Below are 25690 nucleotides of genomic sequence, written 5' to 3' on the forward strand. Positions count from 1 at the left end.
ATAAAGGAATCATGTTATGGCACTTTGGGGTGGGCGTTTTACACAGGCAGCGGATCAGCGGTTCAAACAGTTCAACGACTCTTTGCGCTTCGACTACCGCCTGGCCGAACAGGATATTGTCGGCTCTGTGGCCTGGTCCAAAGCGCTGGTGACGGTGGGCGTACTGACCGCAGACGAACAATTACGGCTGGAAGAGGCGCTGAACAATCTGCTGGAAGAGGTACGTCTTAATCCGCAGCAGATCCTCGAAAGCGATGCTGAAGATATTCACAGCTGGGTGGAAGGCAAGCTTATCGACAAAGTCGGCCAGCTGGGTAAAAAGCTGCATACCGGCCGCAGCCGTAACGACCAGGTCGCCACCGATCTGAAGCTGTGGTGTAAAGATACCGTTGGCGAACTGCTGGCGGCTAACCGTCAGCTGCAGAGCGCGCTGGTCGAGACCGCGCAGAACAACCAGGACGCGGTGATGCCGGGTTATACCCACCTGCAGCGCGCGCAGCCGGTGACCTTCGCACACTGGTGTCTGGCCTACGTCGAGATGCTGGCGCGTGACGAAAGCCGTCTTCAGGATACCCTGAAACGTCTGGACGTCAGCCCGCTGGGCAGCGGCGCGCTGGCCGGTACGGCGTATGAAATCGACCGTGAGCAACTGGCAGGCTGGCTGGGCTTTGCCTCAGCCACCCGTAACAGCCTGGACAGCGTGTCCGACCGCGACCACGTGCTGGAGCTGCTATCCAATGCGTCTATCGGAATGGTGCACCTTTCGCGCTTTGCCGAAGACCTGATCTTCTTTAACTCTGGCGAAGCGGGCTTCGTCGAGCTGTCTGACCGCGTGACCTCAGGCTCATCCCTGATGCCGCAGAAGAAAAACCCGGACGCGCTTGAGCTGATCCGCGGCAAATGTGGCCGCGTGCAGGGCGCGCTGACCGGTATGATGATGACCCTGAAAGGGCTGCCGCTGGCGTATAACAAAGACATGCAGGAAGACAAAGAAGGGCTGTTCGACGCGCTCGACACCTGGCTGGACTGTCTGCATATGGGCGCGCTGGTGCTGGACGGCATTCAGGTGAAACGTCCGCGCTGCCAGGAAGCGGCTCAGCAGGGCTATGCGAACTCTACCGAACTGGCGGATTATCTGGTGGCGAAAGGCGTACCGTTCCGTGAAGCGCACCATATTGTGGGTGAAGCGGTGGTGGAAGCCATTCGTCAGGGTAAACCGCTGGAAGATCTGGCGCTGGCCGACCTGCAGAAGTTCAGCGCGGTTATCGGGGATGATGTGTATCCGATCCTTGCGCTGCAGTCCTGTCTGGATAAACGTGCCGCGAAAGGCGGCGTGTCGCCTAAGCAGGTGGCGCAGGCGATAGCGGATGCGAAAAACCGGTTGGTTTAATCTGTCCTGACAGGTGCCCTCTCCCACTGTACGGTCCGGGGAGAGGGCCAGGGTGAGGAGTTACAGCAGCTTAGCCAGACGGTTGATGTCGGACTGAATGGCTCCAGCGGTGACATCGCGCCCCGCGCCCGGACCACGGATCACCAGCGGGTTATCGCGATACCAGCGGCTTTCGATGGCGAAGACGTTATCGCACGGCAGCAGCGCCGCCAGCGGATGTTCAGGACGCACCGCCTCGACGCCGACTCGCGCTTTTCCGTTGGCCTCGAAACGCGCCACGTAGCGCAGCACCAGCCCCATCTCGTTCGCCGCCTCCAGACGCTGTACCATCTGCTCGTTAAGCTCTTCACCATTTTCAAAGAAATGATCCACAGAACCTTCTTCACAGCCGGCAGGCACCAGCGATTCGACGCGTACGGCATCCGGTTCGATATCGTAACCGGCCTCACGCGCCAGGATCACCAGCTTACGCATCACGTCTTTGCCGGAAAGGTCAACGCGCGGATCGGGCTCGGTTAAGCCCTGCTGCCACGCCTGATCCACCAGGTCGGTGAAGGGTACGGTGCCGTCAAACTGCAGGAACAGCCAGGAGAGCGTGCCGGAGAAGATACCGCTCAGCGCCAGAATGCTGTCGCCGCTTTCAATCAGGTCACGCACGGTGTGGTTGACCGGCAGGCCAGCCCCAACGGTGGCGTTATAAAGCCAGTGGCGCCCCGTTTTTTCAAACGCGTCGTGGATCTGGCGGTATTTATCGGTGCTGCTCGCCCCCGCCAGCTTGTTCGCACTAATAACGTGGAAACCGTGGCTGGCGAAATCCAGATACTGATCCGCAAGCTGTTCGCTGGCGGTAACGTCCAGCACCACCAGATCGTCATACGGGTGCGCGCGCATCCACAGGAACAGCGACTCTTCATCCTGCTCTACGGCTTCATCATTAAAGAAGGCAAGCGCGCGGCTGGCGTCCAGCCCTTCGTAGTTCAGCAGGCTGCGGCGGCTGTCCACCACGCCCGCGAGAACGAATTCGAATCCGGTACGCGCCGAGAGCGTCACCTGTTCGCGGGCAAACAGCTCCAGCCAGCGGGAACCGATGTTGCCTTTCCCGAACAGCACCAGACCGATGCGCTTTTCCGCGCGGAACAGAGAGGTGTGCAGGCCCTGGATCAGGCTCTCGGTTGGCCCTTTACGCAGAACGGCGACCAGGCTGATGCCCTCCTCCGACTGCCAGGTGAATTCCACCGGCTGGCCTTTCAGCTGCTGCCAGAAGCGGTGGCAGTGCAGCGGGTTACGGGTGACGCCCGCGCCCACCATCGCCACCAGCGCCAGCCCCTGACGCAGGCGAAGCTCGCCCGGCAGGCCAGCTTCATCCAGAATTTTCAGCGCGCTGTCCGCCACTTCAGCGGTGTAGCAGAACTGCAGCAGCTGACGATCGTTATGCACGCCAACGGCCAACGGACGCACCTGGGCGCGTTTCAGGATCGTGTCGATATCTTTATGCGCCAGCTTGAAGTCCTGGCCCGCAGGCACCTGGAACTCAATCAGGCAGATGTCGTCGTGGCTGGTGACAATACGCGCCCCGGTACCGGACGCCAGCACGCGCTCAATGCGCGTGGAGCCTTGATCCGGAGTGTAACTGCAGCGCAGCTGGAGGTCGATATCGCTGCCGGAAACCGGCTGCAGCGTGCGCGCGTGCAGTACCGGCGCGGCCAGACGCGCCAGCTCGCTGGCTTCGTCGAGACGCAGCAGCGGCAGCAGGCAGGCATCTTTTACTTTGCGCGGATCCGCGCTGTACACACCGGCCACGTCGCTCCAGATGGTGACGCGGGAGACGCCCGCCAGCGCGCCAATCTGCGTTGCCGAGTAGTCGGAGCCGTTACGGCCCAGCAGAACGGTTTCGCCCGCGTTGCTGCGGCTGATAAAGCCGGTGACGACAATACGTTTGCCCGGGTGCTGCACCAGCAGCTGTTGCAGCAGCGGGTAGGACAACCCTTCATCCACCTGTGGCTGCGCGGCGCGTTCGGCGCGCAGAAAATCACGCGCGTCGAGCCAGGCCGCTTCCACGCCCAGGTGCTGCAGCACGGCGGCCATCAGGCGCGCGGACCACACTTCACCGTGGCCCACCACTTCGGCATACACCGCGTCGGTAATCCCGCTGTCCAGCAGGGCAGCCAGACGCTCAAGGTCATGCGTGAAGGCGCCGATCAGCCCGTCCGCCACGTCCGCAGGCAGCAGGCCGGCAATCAGCTCGCTCTGGTAGCGGCGTAAGGACTGTTGCACCTGATGCGCAGAAAGGCGATCGGTCTGGCTCAGTTTCAGCCAGCTAATCAACTGGTTGGTGGTGCTGCCCGCCGCCGAGACAACCATCATGTCACCCGGCTGTGAATATTCCGTCATGATGCCTGCAACGCGCAGGTAACATTTCACATCAGCAAGACTACTACCACCAAACTTGTGCAGCTGACGACCCTTCGCCCCTGCCTGCGCTATCACACTCATGATTACCCCTTGGCTGCGACCCGGAAGCCATTTTCCAGATCGGCAATTAAATCTTCAGAATCTTCAATGCCGGTTGAGATACGCAGCAGCGTCTCGGAAATTCCGGCGGCGGCACGAGCTTCCGGTGCCATACCTGCGTGCGTCATGGTCGCGGCGTGGGAGATCAAGCTTTCAACCCCACCTAAGGATTCCGCCAGCGTAAACAATGACAGCCCGCTCAGGAAGCGACGAAGCGTTTGCTCGTCACCGTCCAGTTCAAAACTTAACATCGCGCCAAACCCTTTCTGCTGACGCGCGGCAATCTCGTGCCCCTGATTTTCCGGCAGCGACGGGTGATAGAGCTTCTTCACCAGCGGCTGGGTTTTCAGGAAATCGACAATCGCCTGGGCATTGCGCTGCGCCACGTCCATGCGCGGCGACAGCGTGCGGATGCCGCGCAACAGCAGATAGCTGTCGAAGGCCCCCGCGGTGACGCCAATATTATTGGCCCACCATGCCAGTTCGGTGACAACGTCGGGATCTTTAGCTATCACCACGCCCGCCACCACATCAGAATGGCCGTTCAGATATTTAGTGCATGAATGCAATACCAGATCGGCACCCAGTGCGAGTGGGTTCTGAAGGGCCGGACTGAGGAACGTATTATCCACTACACTTATCGCTCCCGCATCCCTTGCGAGCTGACAAATTTTCGCAATATCGACAACGCGCAACAACGGATTGCTTGGACTTTCCACCAGAACCAGCTTCGGCTTCTCTGCCAGGGCCTGTTTCAGCGCCTTTTCATCGTTTTGATCGACAAACAGCACGCGATAGCAGCCGCGTTTCGCCAGGCTGTCAAACAGACGATAGCTGCCGCCGTAGCAGTCGTGCGGCGCGACCAGCAGATCGCCCGGCTTCAGGAACACCGTGGTCACCAGGTGAATGGCGGACATCCCCGTATTGGTTAATACTGCACCTGCGCCACCTTCCAGCTCGGCCAGCGCGCGCTGGGTCACGTCACGCGTAGGGTTGCCACGACGCGAATAATCATGCGCGCGGGGTTCATTAAATCCGGTGAAGTTATAAGTACTGGAAAGATGAATCGGCGGGACAACGCAGCCGTACTGCTCGTCATCATTTAATCCGCTACGCACTGCAATAGTGGCCTGTTTACGCGTCATGGTGAGGGCTTCCTGGCGAATGAGGTGAAAAGTCAGGCACCAGAGTAAACATTGAAAGTATGGACGTCAATACATCTGGACATCTAAACTTCTTTGCGTATAGATTGAGCAATGCGCAAATAGCCGTTAAAATTATATGCTTTAGTGCACGCTGCAGCGGCAATATCCGTGCCACGGTATCGTCTCTACGGTAAACTAGACAAGATTGCGGTTCAAAACGGGTGGTTACAGGTTTTGCACCTTTAAATAAATGACTGAGAGGATTAAAGGTATCTCATGGCTGAATGGAGCGGCGAATATATCAGCCCATACGCTGAGCACGGTAAGAAGAGTGAGCAAGTAAAGAAAATTACGGTTTCCATTCCTCTGAAGGTGTTGAAGATCCTCACCGATGAACGTACGCGTCGTCAGGTGAACAACCTGCGCCACGCGACCAACAGCGAACTGCTGTGCGAAGCGTTTCTGCATGCGTTTACCGGTCAACCGTTGCCGAACGATGAAGATCTGCGCAAAGAGCGCAGTGATGAAATCCCGGAAGAGGCGAAGGTGATCATGCGTGAACTGGGTATTGACCCGGATACGTGGGAATACTGAGAAGCGGATACAAAAAAGGCACCTTGCGGTGCCTTTTTTTCGGGAAACTTATTTAGCGCCCGGGATGCTGAAACGCTTGTTGAAGCGGTCAACACGGCCACCGGTTGCAACGTCACGCTGCTTACCAGTGTAGAACGGGTGGCATTTGCCGCACACGTCCAGGTTCAGATCGTGACCCACGGTAGAGCGGATCTGGATAGAGTTACCGCAAGAACAGTTTGCAGTAATCATTTCGTATTTCGGGTGAATATCTTTTTTCATGGGAGAACCTCAGTTAAGGCCGCGTCGCTCTTCCAGCCCTAACGCCAGACACCACGCGATGTTGATTGTAAGTTCTTTGGCGTAAAGTACACCAAAGGCGGCGAATCATACAGAATTTGACCAACGTATGCAAACTGATCCGCACGCCGCTTTTACTAATGTGTATACTAACGCGCCACTTTTCAAGTCAGGAAGATTCGATGCCCGTCGCTCACGTTGCCCTGCCCGTTCCGCTTCCCCGCACCTTTGACTACCTGCTGCCCGACAGCATGAGCGCCAAAGCGGGCTGCCGCGTGACCGTGCCGTTTGGCAAACAGCAGCGCGTGGGGATCGTCGTCTCCGTCAGCGATAAAAGCGAATTGCCGCTTAACGAGCTGAAGTCGGTCGTTGAGGTGCTGGACAGCGAGCCGGTTTACTCTACCAGCACCTGGCGACTGCTGCTGTGGGCGGCGGATTATTATCATCACCCGATCGGCGACGTGCTGTTCCACGCCCTGCCAATTATGCTGCGTCAGGGCAAGAGCGCCAGCCATGCGCCGATGTGGTACTGGTTTGCCACCGAGCAGGGCCAGGCGGTGGATATCAACAGCCTGAAGCGATCGCAGAAACAGCAGCAGGCGCTGGCGGCGCTGCGTCAGGGAAAAATCTGGCGACATCAGGTCGACGAGCTTGAGGTCAGCGAAACGGCGCTACAGGCCTTAAGAAAGAAAGGGCTGAGCGAACTGGCCAGCGAAGCTCCCGCTCTTTACGACTGGCGGGAGAGTTTCTCCGTTTCAGGGGATCGCCTGCGTCTGAATACCGAGCAGGCCACCGCCGTGGGCGCGATTCATAGCGCCTCCGATCATTTCTCTGCCTGGCTGCTGGCGGGAGTCACCGGTTCCGGCAAGACCGAAGTCTACCTGAGCGTGCTGGAAAACGTGCTCGCGCAGGGCAAACAGGCGCTGGTGATGGTGCCGGAAATTGGCCTGACGCCGCAAACCATCGCCCGATTCCGCGAGCGCTTTAACGCGCCGGTTGAGGTGCTGCACTCCGGCCTGAACGACAGCGAACGCCTCAGCGCCTGGCTGAAAGCGAAAAACGGCGAAGCGGCGATTGTGATCGGCACCCGCTCGTCGCTGTTTACGCCGTTTAAAAATCTTGGCGTTATCGTGATCGACGAAGAGCACGACAGCTCCTATAAACAGCAGGAAGGCTGGCGCTATCACGCCCGCGACCTGGCGGTTTATCGCGCGCACAGTGAGCAGATTCCCATTATTCTCGGCTCCGCCACGCCGGCGCTCGAAACGCTGCACAACGTGCGCCAGCGCAAATACCACATGCTGCGCCTGACGCGCCGTGCGGGGAATGCCCGTCCGGCCATTCAGCACGTGCTGGATCTGAAAGGCCAGCAGGTTCAGGCCGGGCTTGCGCCGGCATTGATTACCCGCATGCGCCAGCACTTGCAGGCGGGGAACCAGGTCATTCTGTTTCTCAACCGCCGCGGATTTGCCCCCGCACTGCTGTGCCACGACTGCGGCTGGATTGCCGAGTGTCCGCGCTGCGACCACTACTACACCTTCCATCAGGCCCAGCGGCATTTGCGCTGCCACCACTGCGACAGCCAGCGCCCGGTGCCGCGCCAGTGCCCGTCATGTGGCTCAACGCATATCGTGCCGGTCGGTCTGGGGACGGAACAGCTGGAACAGGCGCTTGGCCCCTTCTTCCCGGACGTGCCGATTTCTCGTATCGACCGGGACACCACAAGCCGCAAGGGCGCGCTGGAACAGCAGCTGGCGGAAGTGCATCGCGGCGGCGCACGCATTCTGATTGGTACGCAGATGCTGGCCAAAGGCCACCACTTCCCGGACGTGACGCTAGTTGCCCTGCTGGACGTAGACGGCGCGCTGTTTTCGGCAGATTTCCGCTCAGCCGAGCGCTTCGCCCAGCTTTATACCCAGGTGGCAGGGCGTGCCGGTCGCGCCGGTAAACAGGGCGAAGTGGTGCTGCAAACGCACCACCCTGAGCATCCGCTGCTGCAAACCCTGCTGCATAAAGGCTATGACGCCTTTGCCGAACAGGCGCTGGCCGAACGCCAGACCATGCAGCTGCCGCCGTGGACCAGCCACGTCATCATCCGCGCGGAAGATCACAACAACCAGCAGGCGCCGCTTTTCCTGCAGCAGCTGAGAAATCTCCTGCAGGCCAGCCCGCTGGTGGATAATCAGCTGTGGATCCTGGGCCCGGTGCCGGCACTCGCACCAAAGCGCGGCGGGCGTTTTCGCTGGCAAATCTTACTTCAGCACCCCTCGCGCATTCGTCTTCAGCACATCGTCAGCGGCACGCTAGCGCTCATCAACACGCTGCCGGAAGCGCGAAAAGTGAAGTGGGTACTGGACGTCGATCCCATCGAAGGCTGAAGACGGATCGAAAAATTTAACGCTCCTCACACTTTTTATGAAAATTCTGTAACCGATTCCATTAACTATCTGTAAAAATGGTGATGTCAGAAGTTCGGTGTTCAGGCGAGGAGAAGACGTTGAAGTCCAGGAAAGAGGTTGCACCGGCGACCATGAAAGACGTTGCCCAGAAAGCACAAGTCTCTACGGCAACCGTGTCCCGCGCATTAATGAACCCGGATAAAGTCTCCCAGGCGACCCGTAACCGGGTAGAGCAGGCTGCGCTTGAAGTGGGCTATTTCCCACAGGCGATGGGGCGTAACGTCAAACGCAATGAGTCGCGCACCATTCTGGTGATTGTGCCGGACATCTGTGACCCCTTCTTCAGCGAGATTATCCGCGGTATTGAAGTCACCGCAGCGGAACAGGGTTACCTGGTGCTGATTGGCGACTGTGCTCATCAGAACCAGCAGGAAAAAACCTTCATCGATCTCATTATCACCAAGCAGATCGACGGCATGCTGCTGCTTGGCTCTCGCCTGCCGTTTGATGCCAGCATTGAAGAGCAGCGTAATTTACCGCCGATGGTGATGGCCAACGAGTTTGCGCCGGAGCTGGAGCTGCCGACGGTCCACATTGATAACCTCACCGCCGCGTTCAACGCCGTAAACTATCTCCAGGAACTGGGGCACAAGCGCATTGGCTGTATTGCCGGGCCGGAAGAGATGCCGCTGTGTCACTATCGCTTACAGGGCTACGTGCAGGCGCTGCGCCGTACCGGCGTCACCGTCGATCCGCACTACATTGCGCGCGGTGACTTTACCTTCGCCGCGGGTGGACAAGCGCTGGAGAAACTTCTGGACCTGCCTGAACCGCCAACCGCCGTATTTTGTCACAGCGACGTGATGGCGCTGGGCGCATTATCGTACGCCAAACGCCGCGGCCTGCGGATACCGAAAGATTTATCGATCATCGGATTCGACAATATTTCGCTTTCAGAATTTTGCGATCCGCCGCTCTCAACGGTCGCTCAGCCGCGCTACCAAATCGGCCGCGAAGCGATGCTTCTTCTGCTGGATCAGCTTCACGGTCAAACAGTTAGCAGCGGCTCGCGGTTGCTGGACTGTGAACTGATTGTCCGCGGCACGACCCAGGCATTGACTTAAAGTAAACGTCTTTCGGATACCCTTATCTGGTCAAAGCCCCGCCGCTTAAGTAACATGGCGGACTGACGAACGAATAAATACAGCGAAACGATAGTGGCACAACGAGATTATGTACGTCGCGGCCAGCCGGCACCTTCGCGACGCAAAAAGAGTAGCTCAAGGAAAAAGCAACGTAACCTGCCTGCTGTCTCGCCAGCAATGGTCGCTATTGCTGCGGCTGTAGTCGTCGCCTTTATTGGTGGCCTGTACTTTATCACGCACCATAAAAAAGAAGAGTCTGAGGCGCTTCAGGCCAGTAAAGTTGCCGGAAATGGCCTTCCTCCGAAGCCTGAAGAGCGCTGGCGCTATATCAAAGAGCTGGAAAGCCGTCAGCCCGGGGTGCGTGCGCCAACCGAACCTTCTGCGGGTGGTGAAGTGCAGAATGCGAATCAGCTGACGGATGAACAGCGTCAGCTGCTGGCCCAAATGCAGGCCGATATGCGCCAGCAGCCTACGCAGCTGAACGAAGTACCGTGGAATGAGCAGACGCCGGCACAGCGCCAGCAAACGCTGCAGCGACGTCAGGCGCAACAGCAGATCCAGCAACAACAGCAGCAGTGGGCGCAAACCCAGCCGGTGCAGCAGCCGAAAGCACAGCCGCGGGTAACGGAACAGCCATACCAACAGCAGACGCGTACGGCGCAGTCTCAGCCTGTCCAGCAGCAGCCGAAAACGCAGCCGCAGAAACAGGCGGCTCAGCCGTATCAGGATCTGCTCCAGACGCCAGCGCATACCACCGCGCAGCAGCCGAAAACGCAGCAGGCAGCGCCGGTGACCAAAGAGACCGAAGCGCCGAAGCAGACGGCAGAGAAAAAAGACGAGCGCCGCTGGATGGTGCAGTGCGGTTCGTTCAAAGGCGCAGAGCAGGCGGAAACGGTGCGCGCGCAGCTGGCCTTTGAAGGGTTTGATTCGCGTATTACCACCAATAACGGCTGGAATCGCGTGGTGATTGGGCCGGTCAAAGGCAAAGAAAATGCCGATGGCACCATTTCGCGGTTGAAAATCGCCGGCCACACAAACTGCATTCGACTCGCTTCCGGGGGTTGAAACCCCCAAAATCCCCCCCATCTATCATTTAATTCAGCCCTGAGCACAGGCTCAGGGCTTCTGTTTCCCGATTCTGTAACCAGGGGGTCTGCTCGTGACAACAATAGTAAGTGTACGCCGTAACGGCCATGTGGTAATCGCCGGTGATGGCCAGGCCACGCTGGGTAATACCGTCATGAAAGGCAACGTGAAGAAAGTGCGCCGTCTCTACAACGACAAAGTGATCGCCGGTTTTGCTGGCGGCACGGCGGACGCCTTCACGCTGTTTGAACTGTTTGAACGCAAACTGGAAATGCACCAGGGTCATCTGGTGAAAGCTGCCGTTGAGCTGGCGAAAGACTGGCGTACCGACCGCATGCTGCGCAAGCTCGAAGCGCTGCTGGCCGTGGCCGATGAAACCGCCTCGCTGATCATCACCGGTAACGGTGACGTCATTCAGCCGGAAAATGACCTGATTGCCATCGGCTCCGGCGGCCCTTATGCCCAGGCTGCAGCCCGCGCGCTGTTGGAGAATACCGACATGAACGCGCGTGATATCGCGGTGAAGGCGTTGGATATTGCAGGCGATATCTGCATTTATACCAACCACAACCACACCATCGAAGAATTGACCTCCAAAGCGTAAGGATCTCCCATGTCTGAAATGACCCCACGCGAAATTGTCAGCGAACTGAACAAACACATTATCGGCCAGGATAACGCCAAGCGTTCCGTGGCTATTGCTCTGCGTAACCGCTGGCGTCGTATGCAGCTTGACGAAGAGCTGCGCCACGAAGTGACGCCAAAAAACATCCTGATGATCGGCCCGACCGGCGTCGGTAAAACCGAAATCGCCCGTCGTCTGGCGAAGCTGGCGAACGCGCCGTTCATCAAAGTTGAAGCTACCAAGTTCACCGAAGTGGGCTATGTGGGTAAAGAAGTGGACTCCATCATCCGCGATCTGACCGATTCGGCGATCAAGATGGTGCGCGTCCAGGCGATCGAGAAAAACCGCTATCGCGCGGAAGAGATGGCCGAGGAGCGCATTCTCGACGTGCTGATCCCACCGGCAAAAAACAACTGGGGCCAGGCAGAGCAGCAGGCGGAACCGTCCGCTGCGCGCCAGGCGTTCCGCAAAAAACTGCGTGAAGGCCAGCTGGACGACAAAGAGATTGAGATCGATCTCGCTGCCGCGCCAATGGGTGTGGAAATCATGGCGCCTCCGGGCATGGAAGAGATGACCAGCCAGCTGCAGTCCATGTTCCAGAACCTGGGCGGCCAGAAGCAGAAAGCGCGTAAGCTGAAAATTAAAGACGCGATGAAGCTGCTGATTGAAGAAGAAGCGGCGAAGCTGGTAAACCCGGAAGAGCTGAAGCAGGACGCTATCGACGCGGTTGAGCAGCACGGTATCGTGTTTATCGACGAAATCGACAAAATTTGTAAGCGCGGCGGCAACAGCTCCGGCCCGGACGTGTCCCGCGAAGGCGTTCAGCGCGACCTGCTGCCGCTGGTTGAAGGCTGCACCGTCTCCACCAAGCACGGCATGGTGAAAACGGACCACATCCTGTTTATCGCTTCAGGGGCGTTCCAGGTTGCCAGCCCGTCGGATCTGATCCCGGAGCTGCAGGGCCGTCTGCCTATCCGCGTTGAGCTGCAGGCGCTGACGACCGAAGATTTCGAACGTATCCTGACCGAGCCAAACGCCTCTGCTACCGTACAGTACAAAGCGCTGATGGCGACCGAAGGCGTGAACCTCGAGTTCACCGAAGACGGTATCAAGCGTATTGCCCAGGCCGCATGGCAGGTCAACGAAACCACCGAGAACATCGGTGCGCGTCGCCTGCATACCGTGCTGGAACGCCTGGTTGAAGATATCTCTTACGACGCGAGCGACCTTAACGGTCAAACCGTTACCATTGACGCAGAATATGTGAGTAAACATCTGGATGCGTTAGTGGCAGATGAAGATCTGAGCCGTTTTATCCTATAATCGCGGTTACTGGATTCTCATCACGTTTAATGGGGGCTAATGCCCCCATTTTTATTGGCTAAATACTTATGACTGACATCAGCCGTACTCAGGCGTGGCTCGAAAGTCTGCGCCCTAAAACGCTTCCTCTGGCCTTTGCCGCAATTATCGTCGGCACCGCCCTTGCCTGGTGGCAGGGTTATTTTGATCCGCTGGTCGCCGCGCTGGCACTGATTACTGCCGGCCTGCTGCAAATTCTCTCCAATCTCGCCAACGACTACGGCGACGCGGTAAAAGGCAGCGACAAGCCGGACCGCATAGGGCCACTGCGCGGAATGCAGAAAGGGGTGATTACCCAGGCGCAGATGAAACGCGCGCTGATTATCACCGTAGCGCTGATCTGCGTATCCGGCCTGGCGCTGGTGACGGTGGCGTCTAAGACCACCAGCGATTTCATTGGCTTCCTGGTGCTGGGCTTACTGGCCATTATCGCGGCCATCACCTACACCGTCGGCACGCGTCCTTACGGTTATATTGGGCTCGGGGATATCTCCGTACTGGTGTTCTTCGGCTGGCTGAGCGTGATGGGAAGCTGGTACCTGCAGGCGCATACGGTGATCCCTGCCCTGTTCCTGCCCGCGACCGCCTGCGGCCTGCTGGCGACGGCGGTGCTCAACATCAACAACCTGCGCGACATCGACAGCGATCGCGAGAACGGCAAAAACACCCTGGCGGTTCGTCTGGGGCCGGTCAATGCGCGCCGCTATCACGCCTGTCTGCTCATTGGCGCGCTGGTTTGCCTGGCGCTGTTTAACCTGATTTCCTTGCAGAGCTTGTGGGGCTGGCTGTTTGTGCTTGCCGCGCCGCTGCTGATTAAGCAGGCCCGCTTTGTGATGCGTGAACTCAGCCCGTCCGCCATGCCGCCGATGCTGGAACGTACGGTAAAAGGCGCGTTGCTGACTAACCTGTTGTTCGTCATCGGGATTGTTTTAAGCCAGACGCTGCGTTAGCTGACAAATATCAATTAACAATTGATGATTTTGCCAACAACGCATTTCGCACGATATACTGAACACATTCGCAGCAACTGAGCGTTAAACCTATGAAATACGATACCTCCGAGCTTTGTGACATCTACCAGGAAGATGTCAACGTCGTTGAACCGCTGTTCTCCAACTTTGGTGGGAGGTCGTCGTTTGGCGGTCAAATCGTCACGGTGAAATGTTTCGAGGACAACGGGTTGCTGTACGATCTGCTCGAACAGAATGGCCGCGGCCGCGTTCTTGTGGTCGACGGCGGCGGTTCCGTGCGCCGTGCATTAATAGATGCTGAGCTGGCCGGCATTGCCGTTCAGAATGAGTGGGAAGGCCTTGTGGTGTACGGTTCCGTACGTCAGGTGGACGATCTGGAAGACCTGGATATCGGGATTCAGGCCATCGCGGCCATACCGGTAGGGGCGGCAGGTGACGGCATCGGCGAAAGCGACGTGCGCGTCAATTTCGGCGGCGTGACCTTCTTCTCCGGGGATCATCTCTACGCCGATAATACCGGTATTATCCTTTCCGAAGATCCGCTGGATATCGAGTAGTAAAAAGTCAGCGAGAACCATAAAAAAGCCGGGTGGCGGCGACGCCTTACCCGGCTTATTTCATCTGTATTTCCCGAGAGAAATTAGACTTCTTCCATACGTCCCAGCAGCGCCTGCAGGCGATCCTGCCAGCCGTTCTGCTGTTCGCGCAGCTGGTTGTTTTCGCGCTCCAGTTCTTCGCGGCCGTGCTGAGCGTTCTGAACTTCCTGCGCCAGGCTGTTGTTCTTTTCTTTCAGCTCTTCAATTTCCATCTGCAGCAGGGTGATGGTATCAATCGCCTGCTGTACTTTCGATTCCAGTTTCTCAAACACTTCTAAAGACATGATGCTACCTCTCCTGAATTGCAAGGCGACGCTTTAACATAAACGCGCACGACATATACCGTCGATTGTATGGAGCGCGGCGCTCTGTGTCCAGCGACACACCGCGCAGATCGCGGTTTGCAACACTTTTAGGTCTGGTCCTGGTGTGTTCGCGTCATATACCCCTAAATTGTTAACTGATTCGTTAATGAAATGATTCAGCTCACATTCCTGTACTGATGCAAAAATGTGCTTTATGGCGCGAAAACGCTCATTTTATTGACACAGACCACACATTTTGATTTCGATATTTCTCGTTTTTGCTCGTTAACGATAAATTAACACTATGTCTACAGGGCATCGTGGCTGTCACGGGCGGCCATGCTAACAATAAACATCAATTTCTTCAGGATTCCGATTATGAGTCAGACATCAACCTTAAAAGGCCAGTGCATTGCCGAGTTCCTTGGTACCGGGTTGTTGATATTCTTCGGAGTGGGCTGTGTTGCTGCACTGAAAGTGGCGGGTGCCAGTTTTGGTCAGTGGGAAATCAGTATCATCTGGGGTCTGGGCGTGGCGATGGCCATCTACCTGACTGCAGGGGTTTCTGGTGCACATCTTAACCCGGCGGTGACAATCGCACTGTGGCTGTTCGCGTGCTTTGACGGACGCAAAGTTGTTCCTTTCATTCTTTCTCAGTTTGCCGGCGCGTTTTGCGCAGCGGCGTTAGTTTACGGGCTTTATTACAATCTTTTCATCGACTTCGAACAGACGCATCATATGGTACGCGGCAGCGTCGAAAGTCTGGATCTGGCAGGCATCTTCTCAACCTACCCTAACCCGCATATCAATTTTGTGCAGGCGTTCGCAGTTGAAATGGTGATTACCGCTATTCTGATGGGCGTTATCCTGGCGCTGACCGACGACGGAAACGGCATTCCGCGCGGCCCGCTGGCACCCCTGCTGATTGGTTTGCTGATTGCGGTGATTGGCGCATCCATGGGCCCGCTGACCGGCTTCGCGATGAACCCGGCTCGTGATATCGGACCAAAAGTCTTCGCCTTTATCGCCGGCTGGGGTGACGTCGCTTTCACCGGTGGCAAAGACATTCCTTACTTCCTGGTACCGCTGTTTGCGCCGGTTGTCGGGGCTGCGCTGGGTGCGTTTAGCTACCGCAAATTAATTGGTCGCCACTTACCGTGCGACACCTGTGTGGAAGAGGAGAAGGAAACGACTTCTACCGCACAACAAAAAGCTTCGCTGTAATCTGACTACGGGACACATACCATGACCGAAAAAAAATATATCGTTGCGCTCGACCAGGGCACTACCAGCTCCCGCGCTGTCGTAATGGATCATGACGCGAACATCGTCAGCGTGTCACAGCGCGAATTTGAGCAAATTTATCCTCGTCCAGGCTGGGTAGAACACGACCCGATGGAGATTTGGGCGTCACAAAGCTCCACGCTGGTCGAAGTGCTGGCGAAAGCCGATATCAGTTCCGACGAGATTGCCGCGATTGGTATTACCAACCAGCGTGAAACGACGATTGTCTGGGAACGTGAAACCGGTAAGCCCATTTACAACGCTATCGTCTGGCAGTGCCGCCGTACATCCGAGATCTGCGAACAGCTGAAGCGCGACGGTATGGAAGAGTACGTGCGCAGCGCCACCGGTCTGGTGGTTGACCCGTATTTCTCCGGCACCAAAGTGAAATGGATCCTCGACCACGTAGAAGGTTCACGCGAGCGTGCTAAACGCGGCGAGCTGCTGTTCGGTACCGTCGATACCTGGCTTATCTGGAAGATGACCCAGGGACGCGTTCACGTCACCGACTACACCAACGCCTCGCGTACCATGCTGTTCAACATCAATACCCTGGAGTGGGATGACAAGATGCTGGACGCGCTGGACATTCCGCGCGCGATGCTGCCTGAAGTGCGTAAGTCTTCAGAAGTGTACGGTCAGACCAACATCGGCGGTAAAGGCGGCACCCGTATTCCTATCGCCGGTATCGCCGGTGACCAGCAGGCGGCGCTGTTCGGCCAGCTGTGCGTCAAGGAAGGGATGGCGAAGAACACCTACGGCACCGGCTGCTTTATGCTGATGAACACCGGCGAGAAGGCGGTGAAATCAGAAAACGGCCTGCTGACCACCATCGCCTGCGGTCCGCGCGGCGAAGTGAACTATGCGCTGGAAGGTGCGGTGTTCATGGCGGGTGCATCCATTCAGTGGCTGCGCGACGAAATGAAGCTGATCAGCGATGCGTTCGACTCCGAGTACTTCGCGACCAAAGTGAAAGACACCAACGGCGTGTACGTGGTGCCTGCGTTCACCGGTCTGGGCGCACCGTACTGGGATCCGTATGCACGCGGCGCAATTTTCGGGCTGACGCGCGGTGTGAACTCTAACCACATTATTCGCGCTACCCTGGAATCCATCGCCTACCAGACGCGCGACGTGCTGGAAGCGATGCAGGCTGACTCCGGTATTCGTCTGCACGCCCTGCGCGTGGACGGCGGTGCGGTAGCGAATAACTTCCTGATGCAGTTCCAGTCCGACATTCTCGGCACCCGCGTTGAGCGCCCTGAAGTGCGTGAAGTCACGGCGCTGGGCGCGGCGTACCTTGCCGGTCTGGCGGTAGGCTTCTGGCAGAACCTGGACGAGCTGCAGGAAAAAGCGGTTATTGAACGCGAATTCCGTCCGGGCATCGAAACCACCGAGCGTAACTTCCGCTACAGCGGCTGGAAAAAAGCGGTGAAACGCGCCCTGGCGTGGGAAGAGCACGAAGAGTAATCCCCCTCACCCCGGCCCTCTCCCCAAAGGGGAGAGGGTGTTTTAGGCCCCCTCGCCCCTTTGGGGAGAGGGTTAGGGTGAGGGGAGTACAGACCGCACCTTACCCACTCTGTGATAAACTTCGTGCAATTCCTTTTGATTGCACGAGTACCTCATGAAACGTGAACTTGCTATCGAGTTTTCCCGCGTCACCGAAGCAGCAGCCCTTGCAGGCTATAAATGGCTGGGCCGTGGCGACAAAAATACCGCAGACGGCGCTGCCGTCCATGCCATGCGCATAGTACTTAACCAGGTCAACATTGACGGCACCATCGTAATCGGCGAAGGCGAGATCGACGAAGCGCCGATGCTCTATATCGGTGAAAAAGTCGGTACCGGCAAAGGCGATGCCGTGGATATCGCCGTCGACCCGATCGAAGGCACCCGCATGACGGCGATGGGTCAGGCCAATGCGTTAGCGGTGCTGGCCGTCGGCGATAAGGGCTGCTTCCTGAACGCGCCGGACATGTACATGGAAAAGCTGATTGTCGGCCCAGGCGCGAAGGGCGCAATCGACCTTAGCCTGCCGCTGGAAGAGAACCTGCAAAACATCGCCAAAGCCCTGGGCAAACCCCTTAGCGAACTCACCGTCACCATTCTGGCGAAACCGCGCCACGACGCCACTATTGCGCAGATGCAAAAGCTCGGCGTGCGCGTGTTTGCTATCCCTGACGGTGACGTTGCCGCCTCGATCCTGACCTGCATGCCGGACAGCGAAGTCGACGTGCTGTACGGCATCGGCGGCGCGCCGGAAGGTGTGGTCTCTGCGGCGGTGATCCGCGCGCTGGATGGCGATATGCAGGCCCGTCTGCTGCCCCGCCATGAGGTAAAAGGCGACAGCGAAGAGAACCGCCGTATCGGGGAAAACGAGCTGGCGCGCTGCGAAGCGATGGGCATCGAGGCCAATAAAGTGCTGCCTCTGGACGAGATGGCGCGTAGCGATAACGTTGTCTTCTCGGCGACCGGCATCACCAAAGGCGATCTGCTGGACGGCATCACCCGCAAGGGTAATATGGCCACCACTGAAACGCTGCTGATTCGCGGTAAATCACGCACCATTCGCCGCATCCAGTCAATCCACTATCTCGACCGCAAAGACCCGGACGTGCAGACGCACATTCTGTAAAACCGTTTGATCGATAGAGCTTTCCGGCCCTGACGGGCTGGAAATTATCACCACAAGTACGGAAGATAGAACAGAGAAACAGCACAGGAGAAGATCATGGCGGACTGGGTAACAGGTAAAGTCACAAAGGTACAGTTCTGGACCGATGCGCTATTTAGTCTCACCGTACATGCTCCCGTTCACCCGTTTAAGGCCGGGCAATTTGCGAAGCTGGGGCTGGACGTCGACGGCGAGCGCGTGCAGCGCGCCTATTCTTACGTTAACGCGCCTGATAACCCGGATCTCGAGTTCTATCTGGTCACCGTTCCTGACGGTAAGCTCAGCCCGCGCCTTGCCGCCCTTAAGCCCGGCGACGACGTGCAAATTGTGAGTGAAGCGGCAGGCTTCTTTGTGCTCGAAGAGATCCCCGACTGCGACACGCTCTGGATGCTGGCAACCGGTACGGCCATCGGCCCTTATCTCTCTATTTTGCAGTACGGCAAAGATCTGGAGCGCTTTAAAAACATCGTGCTGGTACACGCTGCGCGCTACGCCGCGGACCTGAGCTATTTGCCGCAGATGCAGGCGCTTGAACAGCAGTACGGCGGGAAGTTAAAGATTCAGACGGTGGTCAGCCGCGAAACCGTAGCAGGAGCGCTTACCGGCCGCGTGCCGGCGTTAATTGAGAGTGGAGCCCTGGAAGACGCGGTGGGTTTGCCGCTGAACGCTGAAACCAGCCACGTCATGCTGTGCGGCAACCCGCAGATGGTGCGGGACACGCAGCAGCTTCTGAAGGATACCCGGCAGATGACGAAACATCTTCGCCGCCGACCGGGCCATATGACCGCCGAACACTACTGGTGATCAGCGGTATTTCACCTCAAGGGTGTCTTTACCGTATTTGTTTTCGCTCTGGGTGCCAATAAACGCGCCCAGATCGACAATCATCATCACGAAGATGACCGACGGCAGCAGCCTGCCTACGACCCACGGCAGGATGGACGGAAGCATCGCCCAGTTTCCCGCCACCAGCATCCACGCCAGAATAATCAGAAATGCCCACGCGCCGGAACGTCCGCGATCGTGCAGCCGTTTTACGACAACCGCCGCCGTTGGCCATAGCAGACAGACCAGCGCGAAGGCCGCCGTTTGCGTGCTCAGCCAGGCGTTGTAAGCAACGAAAAACAGAAGCAGCATGGCGACAACCCACGTCACCATCCAGATCCAGAAATCACGGCGTCCAATACGCCCTTTGAATGAAAACAGCCACTGCTGTATGGTCATGTAAGGTTCCTTATTATCGTATAGCGCGCATTTTACCCTGGAGTTGTGACCTTTTGACAAGCCGACCAGATATCGTTTTAATCATGAGCACTTACGGCCAGGGGCAATGTTGATGAAAAGTTCGGCACGTTCTCTTTTCCTGTGTTTAGCGCTGCTCAGCGCGGGTTATCCCCTGCACGCCGCCGAAACCACAGCCCCGACCACAGCACCCTATCTGCTGGCGGGCGCGCCGTCGTTCGATCAGTCCATCAGCCAGTTTCGTGAAACCTTCAATCAGACCAACCCCACGCTGCCGCTGGATGAGTTTCGCGCCATTGATGGCTCCCGCGATACCCCTACACTGACCCGTGCGGCAAGCAAGATAAATGAGAATTTGTATGCTTCCACGGCGCTGGAGCGCGGTACGTTAAAAATCAAAAGCATGCAAATCACCTGGCTGCCGATACAGGGGCCAGAGCAGAAAGCCGCTAAGGCGAAAGCGCTGGAGTACATGAGCGCGGTACTGCAGGCCTTTACCCCTGCGCTGACGAAAAAACAAAGTCAGCAAAAGCTGCAAAAACTCCTTACCGCCGGGAAAAACAAGCGTTACTACGCTGATACCGAAGGCGCGATCCGCTATGTTGTGGCGGACAACGGCGAAAAAGGACTGACCTTCGCTGTTGAACCGATTAAGCTGGCACTATCTGACACCCTCGGCGGGGCGAATTAATGACAAAAAGCAAAGCCTTTCGAGGGAAAATCTCTATACTGATTCACAGACCATGCTGCCCGACAGGGTGGCCATATTCCTTAATTCGCTTATTTAGCGTGGAGAATTGAAATGCGACATCCTTTAGTGATGGGTAACTGGAAACTGAACGGCAGCCGCCACATGGTAAACGAGCTGGTTGCGAACCTGCGTAAAGAGCTGGCTGGCGTGACGGGCTGCGCGGTTGCTATCGCTCCGCCGGATATGTACCTGGATCTGGCTAAACACGCCGCTGACGGCAGCCACATCATTCTGGGCGCGCAGAACGTTGACGTTAACCTGTCTGGCGCGTTCACCGGTGAAACCTCCGCTGAAATGCTGAAAGATATCGGCGCAAAATACATCATCATCGGCCACTCCGAGCGTCGCACCTATCACAAAGAATCCGATGAGTTCATCGCGAAGAAATTCGCCGTGCTGAAAGAGCAGGGTCTGATCCCGGTTCTGTGCATCGGTGAAACCGAAGCGGAAAACGAAGCGGGCAAAACCGAAGAAGTATGTGCACGTCAGATCGACGCAGTGCTGAAAACCCAGGGCGCGGCAGCGTTCGAAGGCGCGGTAATCGCTTACGAGCCAGTCTGGGCGATCGGTACCGGCAAATCTGCAACCCCTGCGCAGGCTCAGGCGGTTCACAAATTCATTCGTGACCACATTGCTAAAGCCGACGCGAAGGTCGCTGAGCAAGTGATTATTCAGTACGGCGGTTCCGTAAACGCCTCCAACGCTGCTGAGCTGTTCACCCAGCCAGACATCGATGGCGCGCTGGTTGGCGGTGCATCCCTGAAAGCGGACGCTTTCGCGGTGATCGTTAAAGCGGCAGAAGCGGCTAAACAGGCGTAATTGCCTTTGTGGCGGGTGGCGCTTGCGCTTGCCCGCCGCTCTTCTCCTCCCTCTCCCTTTGGGAGAGGGTTGGGTGAGGGGAAACCGCTCGCACCGAACTACACTTTCCCCAGCAAACTAAACCACAGATAATCCAGCGGCAGCAGCACCAGATACGTTGCGATAGCCAGCGCCAGACAAAGCACCATCCCCGCCCTGGCAGGCACCTTTCCTAGCCCCATCGCCACCACGATCGGCGACGCCTGATACGGCAGCAGCGGCGTGGAATAGCCCAGCACCTGAATCATGATCACCGACAGCAGCGGGAAACCGGTCGCGTCCGAGAAGCTCTGCGCCAGCGTGGTGTAAAGCGCCGGCACGCCGTTGGCGGTCATAATGAAGTTGAGCGCCGTGGTAATACCGGTCAGCGCCAGGAAGCTGGTGAACGGTCTGTCTGCATCCAGCGGCATAATGCGAAGCAACGCCTCGCCCATTGCCGTTCCGATACCGGTTTGCGTCACGACGATCGCAAGCCCAAGAATCCCCGCGACGTAAATACAGGTGCGCATGTTCACCCCGGCAGAAAACTCTTCCCCAGTAATGAAACCAATGCGCGGCAGCATGACGATGATCGACGCCGCCAGCCCCGTCCACGCCGGCCCAACGCCGTGCCAGCTCTCCGTGATCCACATCCCCAGCACCACCGCCAGGAGCCAGGCAAGACGCTTTTCATCCCGCCCCATAGGCTCAGAGGGCGCCTGTTCCTTCGGCGGTTTTGGGCTACCGGGAAATAGCCAGCAGATGAGGCCAATCAGAATAAGGCCTTTGAGAATACCGAGCACCGGCGTGTGCAGCAGCAGATACGGGACATAGTTCAGATGGATGCCGTACGAGCCTTCGGCCGCACCGCTCATCACCAGGTTAGGGACGTTAGCAGGCAGGATCGTCGCCGAAAGCTGGAAAGTCCCGAACCCCACCGCCAGCGCCAGCCCGAACCAGGCGCGGGAGCCGTCGGCGATACCGGCGCGTTTTGCCATCGCCGCGACAATCGGCATCAGCAGCGCAATACGTCCCATGTTCGACGGCATCACAAACGCCAGCGCGTAGCTCAGCAGCACCACGCTCGCCACCATCAACACCCAGGAGTCGGTGAGCTTTGCCGACAGCGCCCGGGCGGCCCTGTCCGCCAGTCCGGTTTTACGGATCGCCACGCCAAGCACAAAGCCGCTGAATACCAGCCAGAAAGCCGACGAGGCAAAACCGCCGAAGATCACTTCCGGCGGGGCGATTCTGGCGGTCATCGCCGCCGTGAAGAACAGCAGCGCGGTGATAAATTCCGGCAATAGCGACGTCGCCCACAGCACGATGGTGACGCCAACAATCAGTGAGGGCAGCAGCAGAGGATACGTTAACCAGAGCGACATACCTGTCTCCTGTAGAATTTTTCAGCAAGTCTACGGTGACAGGCAGCCCGAGTAAACGCGATTTATGGTGGGGTTACTTCAGGATAGTGCATTGATGATCCTGCAGTTCCTCCGCAGACGCGCGGTTAAGCGTGAGCAGGTTACGCTCGGTCGCCAGCAAAACAAAAGAGCCATCCGACTGCTGCGCCATTGCCAGCGCGAAACGCCCCATATGGTCGCGCGCTTCCGGCAGCTCTTCCGCCAGCATCATAAACGGGCTGCGCTGGACCAGCTCATTCTCCGTCACCCGACGCGCAAGATACTCATGGCCTTCGAGCCCGCCCGGGAACGGCAGCCACTGGGTGCTGATTTCTCCCTGCGCCGCGTTGAGCTTCTCGCGCACGTCCGGGCGCAGGCAGGAGATATGAATATGAAAATGGTTCTGCGTGCGGCCAGTCGGCGAGTTAATCGTCAGCGAAATGGCGCTATCAGGCACCTCGGATCTACGCTTCAGGGTCATAAAGCTGCGCGACTGCCACGCCAGCCAGAAAAAGTTCGGCGTATGAGCGTCGGTCAGCAGCGGGCTCTCGGTACCGTTGATGCGATATGTTGGCATCAAAAGGTATTGCAGCGGCCCGTTGCGATCTTTAAATACCACATAGCCTGCATCCGTTTTCACCTGCGCACAGGGTGCCGGGTTACGGTTCTGGATCTGATTCGGCACACACTGGTCGAGAACGATATGGCGCAACGCATTCGGATTACCCGCTTTCATCCAGTACACGCCGCCAGCGGCAAGGGCGATGACAATGAGGATCAATAAGATAATTTTTTTCACAACGCGTTCCCTGTTTTCAATAGAGGCAAAAGAGTAACGCAAAATGATGACCAAATAAAAAACCCGGCGGATTTCTCACGCCGGGTCACCGTGTCACAGGCTAATGGTTAGCGCTGGCTAATTTGGTCGAAGGTACCGCCATTGGAGAAGTGCTCTTTCTGCGCTTTCGTCCAGCCGCCGAACACATCGTCAATAGTGAATAGCTTCAGTTTTGGGAACTCCCCTTCGTATTTCTTGGCGACCGCCGCATCGCGTGGACGATAGAAGTTTTTAGCCGCAATTTCCTGGCCTTCTGGCGAGTACAGATACTTCAGGTAGGCTTCCGCCACCGCTTTGGTATCTTTCTTCTCAACCACTTTATCGACCACGGAAACGGTCGGCTCAGCCAGAATCGATTCGCTCGGGGTCACGATCTCGAATTTGTCTTTACCCAGCTCGTGGGTCGCCAGCAGAGCTTCGTTTTCCCAGGCAATCAGCACGTCGCCAATCCCGCGCTCAACGAAGGTGTTGGTGGCGCCACGCGCGCCGGAGTCCAGCACCTCAACGTTTTTATACAGCGCCTTCACGAATTCCTGAGCTTTGGCCTGGTCGCCATTGTTGTGATGCAGTGCATAACCCCACGCGCCCAGGTAGTTCCAGCGAGCGCCGCCGGAGCTTTTCGGGTTCGGGGTAATCACAGAAACGCCCGGTTTGATCAGGTCGTTCCAGTCTTTAATTTGTTTCGGGTTGCCTTTACGCACCAGGAAGACGATGGTCGAAGTGTATGGCGCAGAGTTATCCGGCAGGCGTTTGATCCAGTTTTTGTCGATACGGCCACGCTCGGCGATCGCGTCGACATCGTAGGCCAGCGCCAGGGTCACCACGTCGGCTTCAATACCGTTTATCACGGACGTCGCCTGCTTGCCGGAGCCGCCATGCGACTGGCGAACCACCACGTTGTCACCGGTTTCCTGCTTCCAGTGTGCCGCGAACGCTTTGTTGTATTGCTCGTACAGTTCACGCGTCGGGTCGTATGACACGTTCAGTAACTGGATATCCTTAGCCAGAACGCTGGTCGATGCCAGCAATAATGTTAAACCCACGCCCCATTTATTCATCGCCCAGCTCTCTTGTGTAGTGTTTTGATGAATGCAGCGTGCCAGAAAGCGAATCGAGGATTAAAGAATAAAAAAAGATTGGCTATAACGTAGTGGAATAAAAGAAGTGGATGAGCGGCCTGATGCCCTCATTCCAACCCTCTCCCCCGGGAGAGGGAGCAACCATAAAAAAACGGTAACCCAAGGGTTACCGTTTTGCATTTACCTTGCCGCCACCGGGCAACAGAGCCGATCAGTACAGTTTTTTCGCGCAGTCCAGCCAGTCACCTTTGAACGGACGCTTCATGTTTTCAATCGCGTCGATGATGTCGTGGTGAACCAGTTTTTCGTTCTGAATACCGACGCAGCGGCCGCCGTGACCCTGCAGCAGCAGATCGATAGCGTACGCGCCCATACGGGACGCCAGAATACGGTCGTACGGGCCTGGGGAACCGCCGCGCTGGATGTGACCCAGTACGGTCGCGCGGGTTTCGCGTTTGGTTTCGGCTTCGATGTACTTCGCCAGCTCGTCAACGTCACAGATGTGCTCGGTGATAGCCACGATTGCGTGTTTTTTACCTTTCGCGATGCCTGCTTTGATTTCAGCCACCAGATCTTCACGGCTAAATTCGACTTCTGGCACGACGATAAATTCACAACCGCCCGCAATGGCTGCCGCCAGCGTCAGGTCGCCACAGTAACGGCCCATCACTTCAACGATAGAGATACGCTGGTGAGAAGACGAGGTGTCACGCAGACGGTCAATCGCTTCAACAACGGTACCCAGTGCAGTAAAGAAGCCGATAGTGTAGTCAGTACCTTTGATGTCGTTGTCGATGGTGCCCGGCAGACCGATGCACGGGAAGCCCATTTCGGTCAGACGTTTTGCACCCATGTAGGAGCCGTCACCACCGATAACCACCAGGGCGTCCAGGCCGCGTTTCTTCATGTTTTCGATAGCCACTTCACGAACGTGTTCATCACGGAATTCCGGGAAGCGCGCGGAACCGAGGAAAGTACCGCCACGGTTGATCATGTCAGACACGCTGTAACGGTCGAGCTGAACCATACGATCTTCATACAGGCCCAGATAACCGTCATAAACGCCAAAAACTTCCAGGCCTTCCGTCAGCGCTGCACGGACAACACCACGAATTGCCGCGTTCATGCCCGGCGCATCACCGCCGCTTGTCAACACACCGATTTTCTTAATCAT

The 25690-nt window shown here is 57.3% G+C and carries 24 protein-coding genes; 15 read left to right on the top strand and 9 right to left on the bottom strand.

What is annotated here, in order from left to right:
* Positions 1 to 16 precede the first annotated feature (16 nt).
* Positions 17 to 1390, top strand: a complete 1374-nt coding sequence (gene argH / locus WM95_RS25035) for an argininosuccinate lyase (protein WP_023309680.1) — start codon at positions 17 to 19, stop codon at positions 1388 to 1390.
* Between the two features lie 60 nt (positions 1391 to 1450).
* Here argH and WM95_RS25040 read toward each other — a convergent pair whose 3' ends face one another.
* Both WM95_RS25040 and metB read right to left on the bottom strand, forming a co-directional pair.
* Complete coding sequence (locus WM95_RS25040) at positions 1451 to 3883, bottom strand: bifunctional aspartate kinase/homoserine dehydrogenase II (RefSeq protein WP_023309681.1); 2433 nt, start codon at positions 3881 to 3883, stop codon at positions 1451 to 1453.
* Between the two features lie 2 nt (positions 3884 to 3885).
* Complete coding sequence (gene metB, locus WM95_RS25045) at positions 3886 to 5046, bottom strand: cystathionine gamma-synthase (protein ID WP_063408238.1); 1161 nt, start codon at positions 5044 to 5046, stop codon at positions 3886 to 3888.
* A gap of 276 nt (positions 5047 to 5322) precedes the next feature.
* Here metB and metJ point away from each other — a divergent pair, with 276 nt between their 5' ends.
* On the top strand, positions 5323 to 5640 hold the full coding sequence (gene metJ, locus WM95_RS25050; protein ID WP_007369220.1) for a met regulon transcriptional regulator MetJ: 318 nt from the start codon (positions 5323 to 5325) through the stop codon (positions 5638 to 5640).
* 48 nt (positions 5641 to 5688) lie between these two features.
* Here metJ and rpmE read toward each other — a convergent pair whose 3' ends face one another.
* The gene (rpmE, locus tag WM95_RS25055; protein WP_003862040.1) at positions 5689 to 5901 is read right to left on the bottom strand and encodes a 50S ribosomal protein L31; all 213 of its coding nucleotides are present in this window, start codon (positions 5899 to 5901) and stop codon (positions 5689 to 5691) included.
* Between the two features lie 200 nt (positions 5902 to 6101).
* Between rpmE and priA the strand changes: the two genes are divergently transcribed.
* The 7 genes from priA (at position 6102) to rraA (ending at position 14064) form a co-directional block, all read left to right on the top strand.
* Positions 6102 to 8297, top strand: coding sequence for a primosomal protein N' (gene priA, locus WM95_RS25060; protein ID WP_047743338.1), 2196 nt, complete (start codon positions 6102 to 6104; stop codon positions 8295 to 8297).
* Positions 8298 to 8416: 119 nt separating this feature from the next.
* Entirely contained in the window at positions 8417 to 9442 is a 1026-nt protein-coding gene (gene cytR, locus WM95_RS25065) for a DNA-binding transcriptional regulator CytR (protein WP_023309683.1), read from the top strand.
* A gap of 93 nt (positions 9443 to 9535) precedes the next feature.
* Positions 9536 to 10528 carry a cell division protein FtsN gene (gene ftsN / locus WM95_RS25070; protein WP_088544999.1) on the top strand — a complete coding sequence of 331 codons (993 nt, stop codon included), beginning with the start codon at positions 9536 to 9538 and terminating at the stop codon, positions 10526 to 10528.
* A gap of 94 nt (positions 10529 to 10622) precedes the next feature.
* Positions 10623 to 11153 carry an ATP-dependent protease subunit HslV gene (gene hslV, locus WM95_RS25075; RefSeq protein WP_008501802.1) on the top strand — a complete coding sequence of 177 codons (531 nt, stop codon included), beginning with the start codon at positions 10623 to 10625 and terminating at the stop codon, positions 11151 to 11153.
* A 9-nt stretch (positions 11154 to 11162) separates the two neighbouring features.
* Entirely contained in the window at positions 11163 to 12497 is a 1335-nt protein-coding gene (hslU, locus tag WM95_RS25080; RefSeq protein ID WP_023309685.1) for an HslU--HslV peptidase ATPase subunit, read from the top strand.
* A 68-nt stretch (positions 12498 to 12565) separates the two neighbouring features.
* On the top strand, positions 12566 to 13486 hold the full coding sequence (gene menA, locus WM95_RS25085; RefSeq protein ID WP_023309686.1) for a 1,4-dihydroxy-2-naphthoate polyprenyltransferase: 921 nt from the start codon (positions 12566 to 12568) through the stop codon (positions 13484 to 13486).
* A gap of 92 nt (positions 13487 to 13578) precedes the next feature.
* The gene (gene rraA, locus WM95_RS25090) at positions 13579 to 14064 is read left to right on the top strand and encodes a ribonuclease E activity regulator RraA (RefSeq protein ID WP_023309687.1); all 486 of its coding nucleotides are present in this window, start codon (positions 13579 to 13581) and stop codon (positions 14062 to 14064) included.
* A gap of 83 nt (positions 14065 to 14147) precedes the next feature.
* On the opposite strand, the gene zapB is transcribed toward rraA, so the two are convergent.
* Complete coding sequence (gene zapB, locus WM95_RS25095) at positions 14148 to 14387, bottom strand: septal ring assembly protein ZapB (RefSeq protein ID WP_010436935.1); 240 nt, start codon at positions 14385 to 14387, stop codon at positions 14148 to 14150.
* Positions 14388 to 14786: 399 nt separating this feature from the next.
* Here zapB and WM95_RS25100 point away from each other — a divergent pair, with 399 nt between their 5' ends.
* The 4 genes from WM95_RS25100 (at position 14787) to fpr (ending at position 19170) form a co-directional block, all read left to right on the top strand.
* The gene (locus WM95_RS25100) at positions 14787 to 15632 is read left to right on the top strand and encodes an MIP/aquaporin family protein (RefSeq protein WP_063408235.1); all 846 of its coding nucleotides are present in this window, start codon (positions 14787 to 14789) and stop codon (positions 15630 to 15632) included.
* A 21-nt stretch (positions 15633 to 15653) separates the two neighbouring features.
* The gene (gene glpK / locus WM95_RS25105) at positions 15654 to 17162 is read left to right on the top strand and encodes a glycerol kinase GlpK (protein WP_023309688.1); all 1509 of its coding nucleotides are present in this window, start codon (positions 15654 to 15656) and stop codon (positions 17160 to 17162) included.
* 154 nt (positions 17163 to 17316) lie between these two features.
* Positions 17317 to 18327: a class II fructose-bisphosphatase gene (glpX, locus tag WM95_RS25110; RefSeq protein WP_063408234.1), complete on the top strand. Its 1011-nt coding sequence runs from the start codon at positions 17317 to 17319 to the stop codon at positions 18325 to 18327.
* Between the two features lie 96 nt (positions 18328 to 18423).
* Complete coding sequence (fpr, locus tag WM95_RS25115) at positions 18424 to 19170, top strand: ferredoxin--NADP(+) reductase (protein ID WP_045355538.1); 747 nt, start codon at positions 18424 to 18426, stop codon at positions 19168 to 19170.
* Here fpr and WM95_RS25120 read toward each other — a convergent pair whose 3' ends face one another.
* Positions 19171 to 19590, bottom strand: coding sequence for a DUF805 domain-containing protein (locus WM95_RS25120; RefSeq protein ID WP_023309691.1), 420 nt, complete (start codon positions 19588 to 19590; stop codon positions 19171 to 19173).
* Between the two features lie 112 nt (positions 19591 to 19702).
* On the opposite strand from WM95_RS25120, the gene WM95_RS25125 reads away from it, so the two are divergent.
* Positions 19703 to 20299: a DUF1454 family protein gene (locus tag WM95_RS25125; protein WP_023309692.1), complete on the top strand. Its 597-nt coding sequence runs from the start codon at positions 19703 to 19705 to the stop codon at positions 20297 to 20299.
* Positions 20300 to 20410: 111 nt separating this feature from the next.
* Positions 20411 to 21178 carry a triose-phosphate isomerase gene (gene tpiA / locus WM95_RS25130; RefSeq protein ID WP_014172206.1) on the top strand — a complete coding sequence of 256 codons (768 nt, stop codon included), beginning with the start codon at positions 20411 to 20413 and terminating at the stop codon, positions 21176 to 21178.
* 98 nt (positions 21179 to 21276) lie between these two features.
* Here tpiA and WM95_RS25135 read toward each other — a convergent pair whose 3' ends face one another.
* The 4 genes from WM95_RS25135 to pfkA form a co-directional block, all read right to left on the bottom strand.
* Positions 21277 to 22581 (bottom strand): SLC13 family permease, encoded by a 1305-nt coding sequence (locus tag WM95_RS25135; protein WP_063408233.1) that lies wholly within the window; start codon positions 22579 to 22581, stop codon positions 21277 to 21279.
* Between the two features lie 73 nt (positions 22582 to 22654).
* Positions 22655 to 23398 (bottom strand): CDP-diacylglycerol diphosphatase, encoded by a 744-nt coding sequence (locus WM95_RS25140; RefSeq protein ID WP_063408251.1) that lies wholly within the window; start codon positions 23396 to 23398, stop codon positions 22655 to 22657.
* Positions 23399 to 23505: 107 nt separating this feature from the next.
* Positions 23506 to 24495 carry a sulfate ABC transporter substrate-binding protein gene (locus WM95_RS25145; RefSeq protein WP_023309695.1) on the bottom strand — a complete coding sequence of 330 codons (990 nt, stop codon included), beginning with the start codon at positions 24493 to 24495 and terminating at the stop codon, positions 23506 to 23508.
* Positions 24496 to 24727: 232 nt separating this feature from the next.
* Entirely contained in the window at positions 24728 to 25690 is a 963-nt protein-coding gene (gene pfkA, locus WM95_RS25150; RefSeq protein WP_023309696.1) for a 6-phosphofructokinase, read from the bottom strand.

The sequence above is a fragment of the Enterobacter cloacae complex sp. ECNIH7 genome (assembly GCF_002208095.1).
Classification (GTDB): domain Bacteria; phylum Pseudomonadota; class Gammaproteobacteria; order Enterobacterales; family Enterobacteriaceae; genus Enterobacter; species Enterobacter cloacae_M.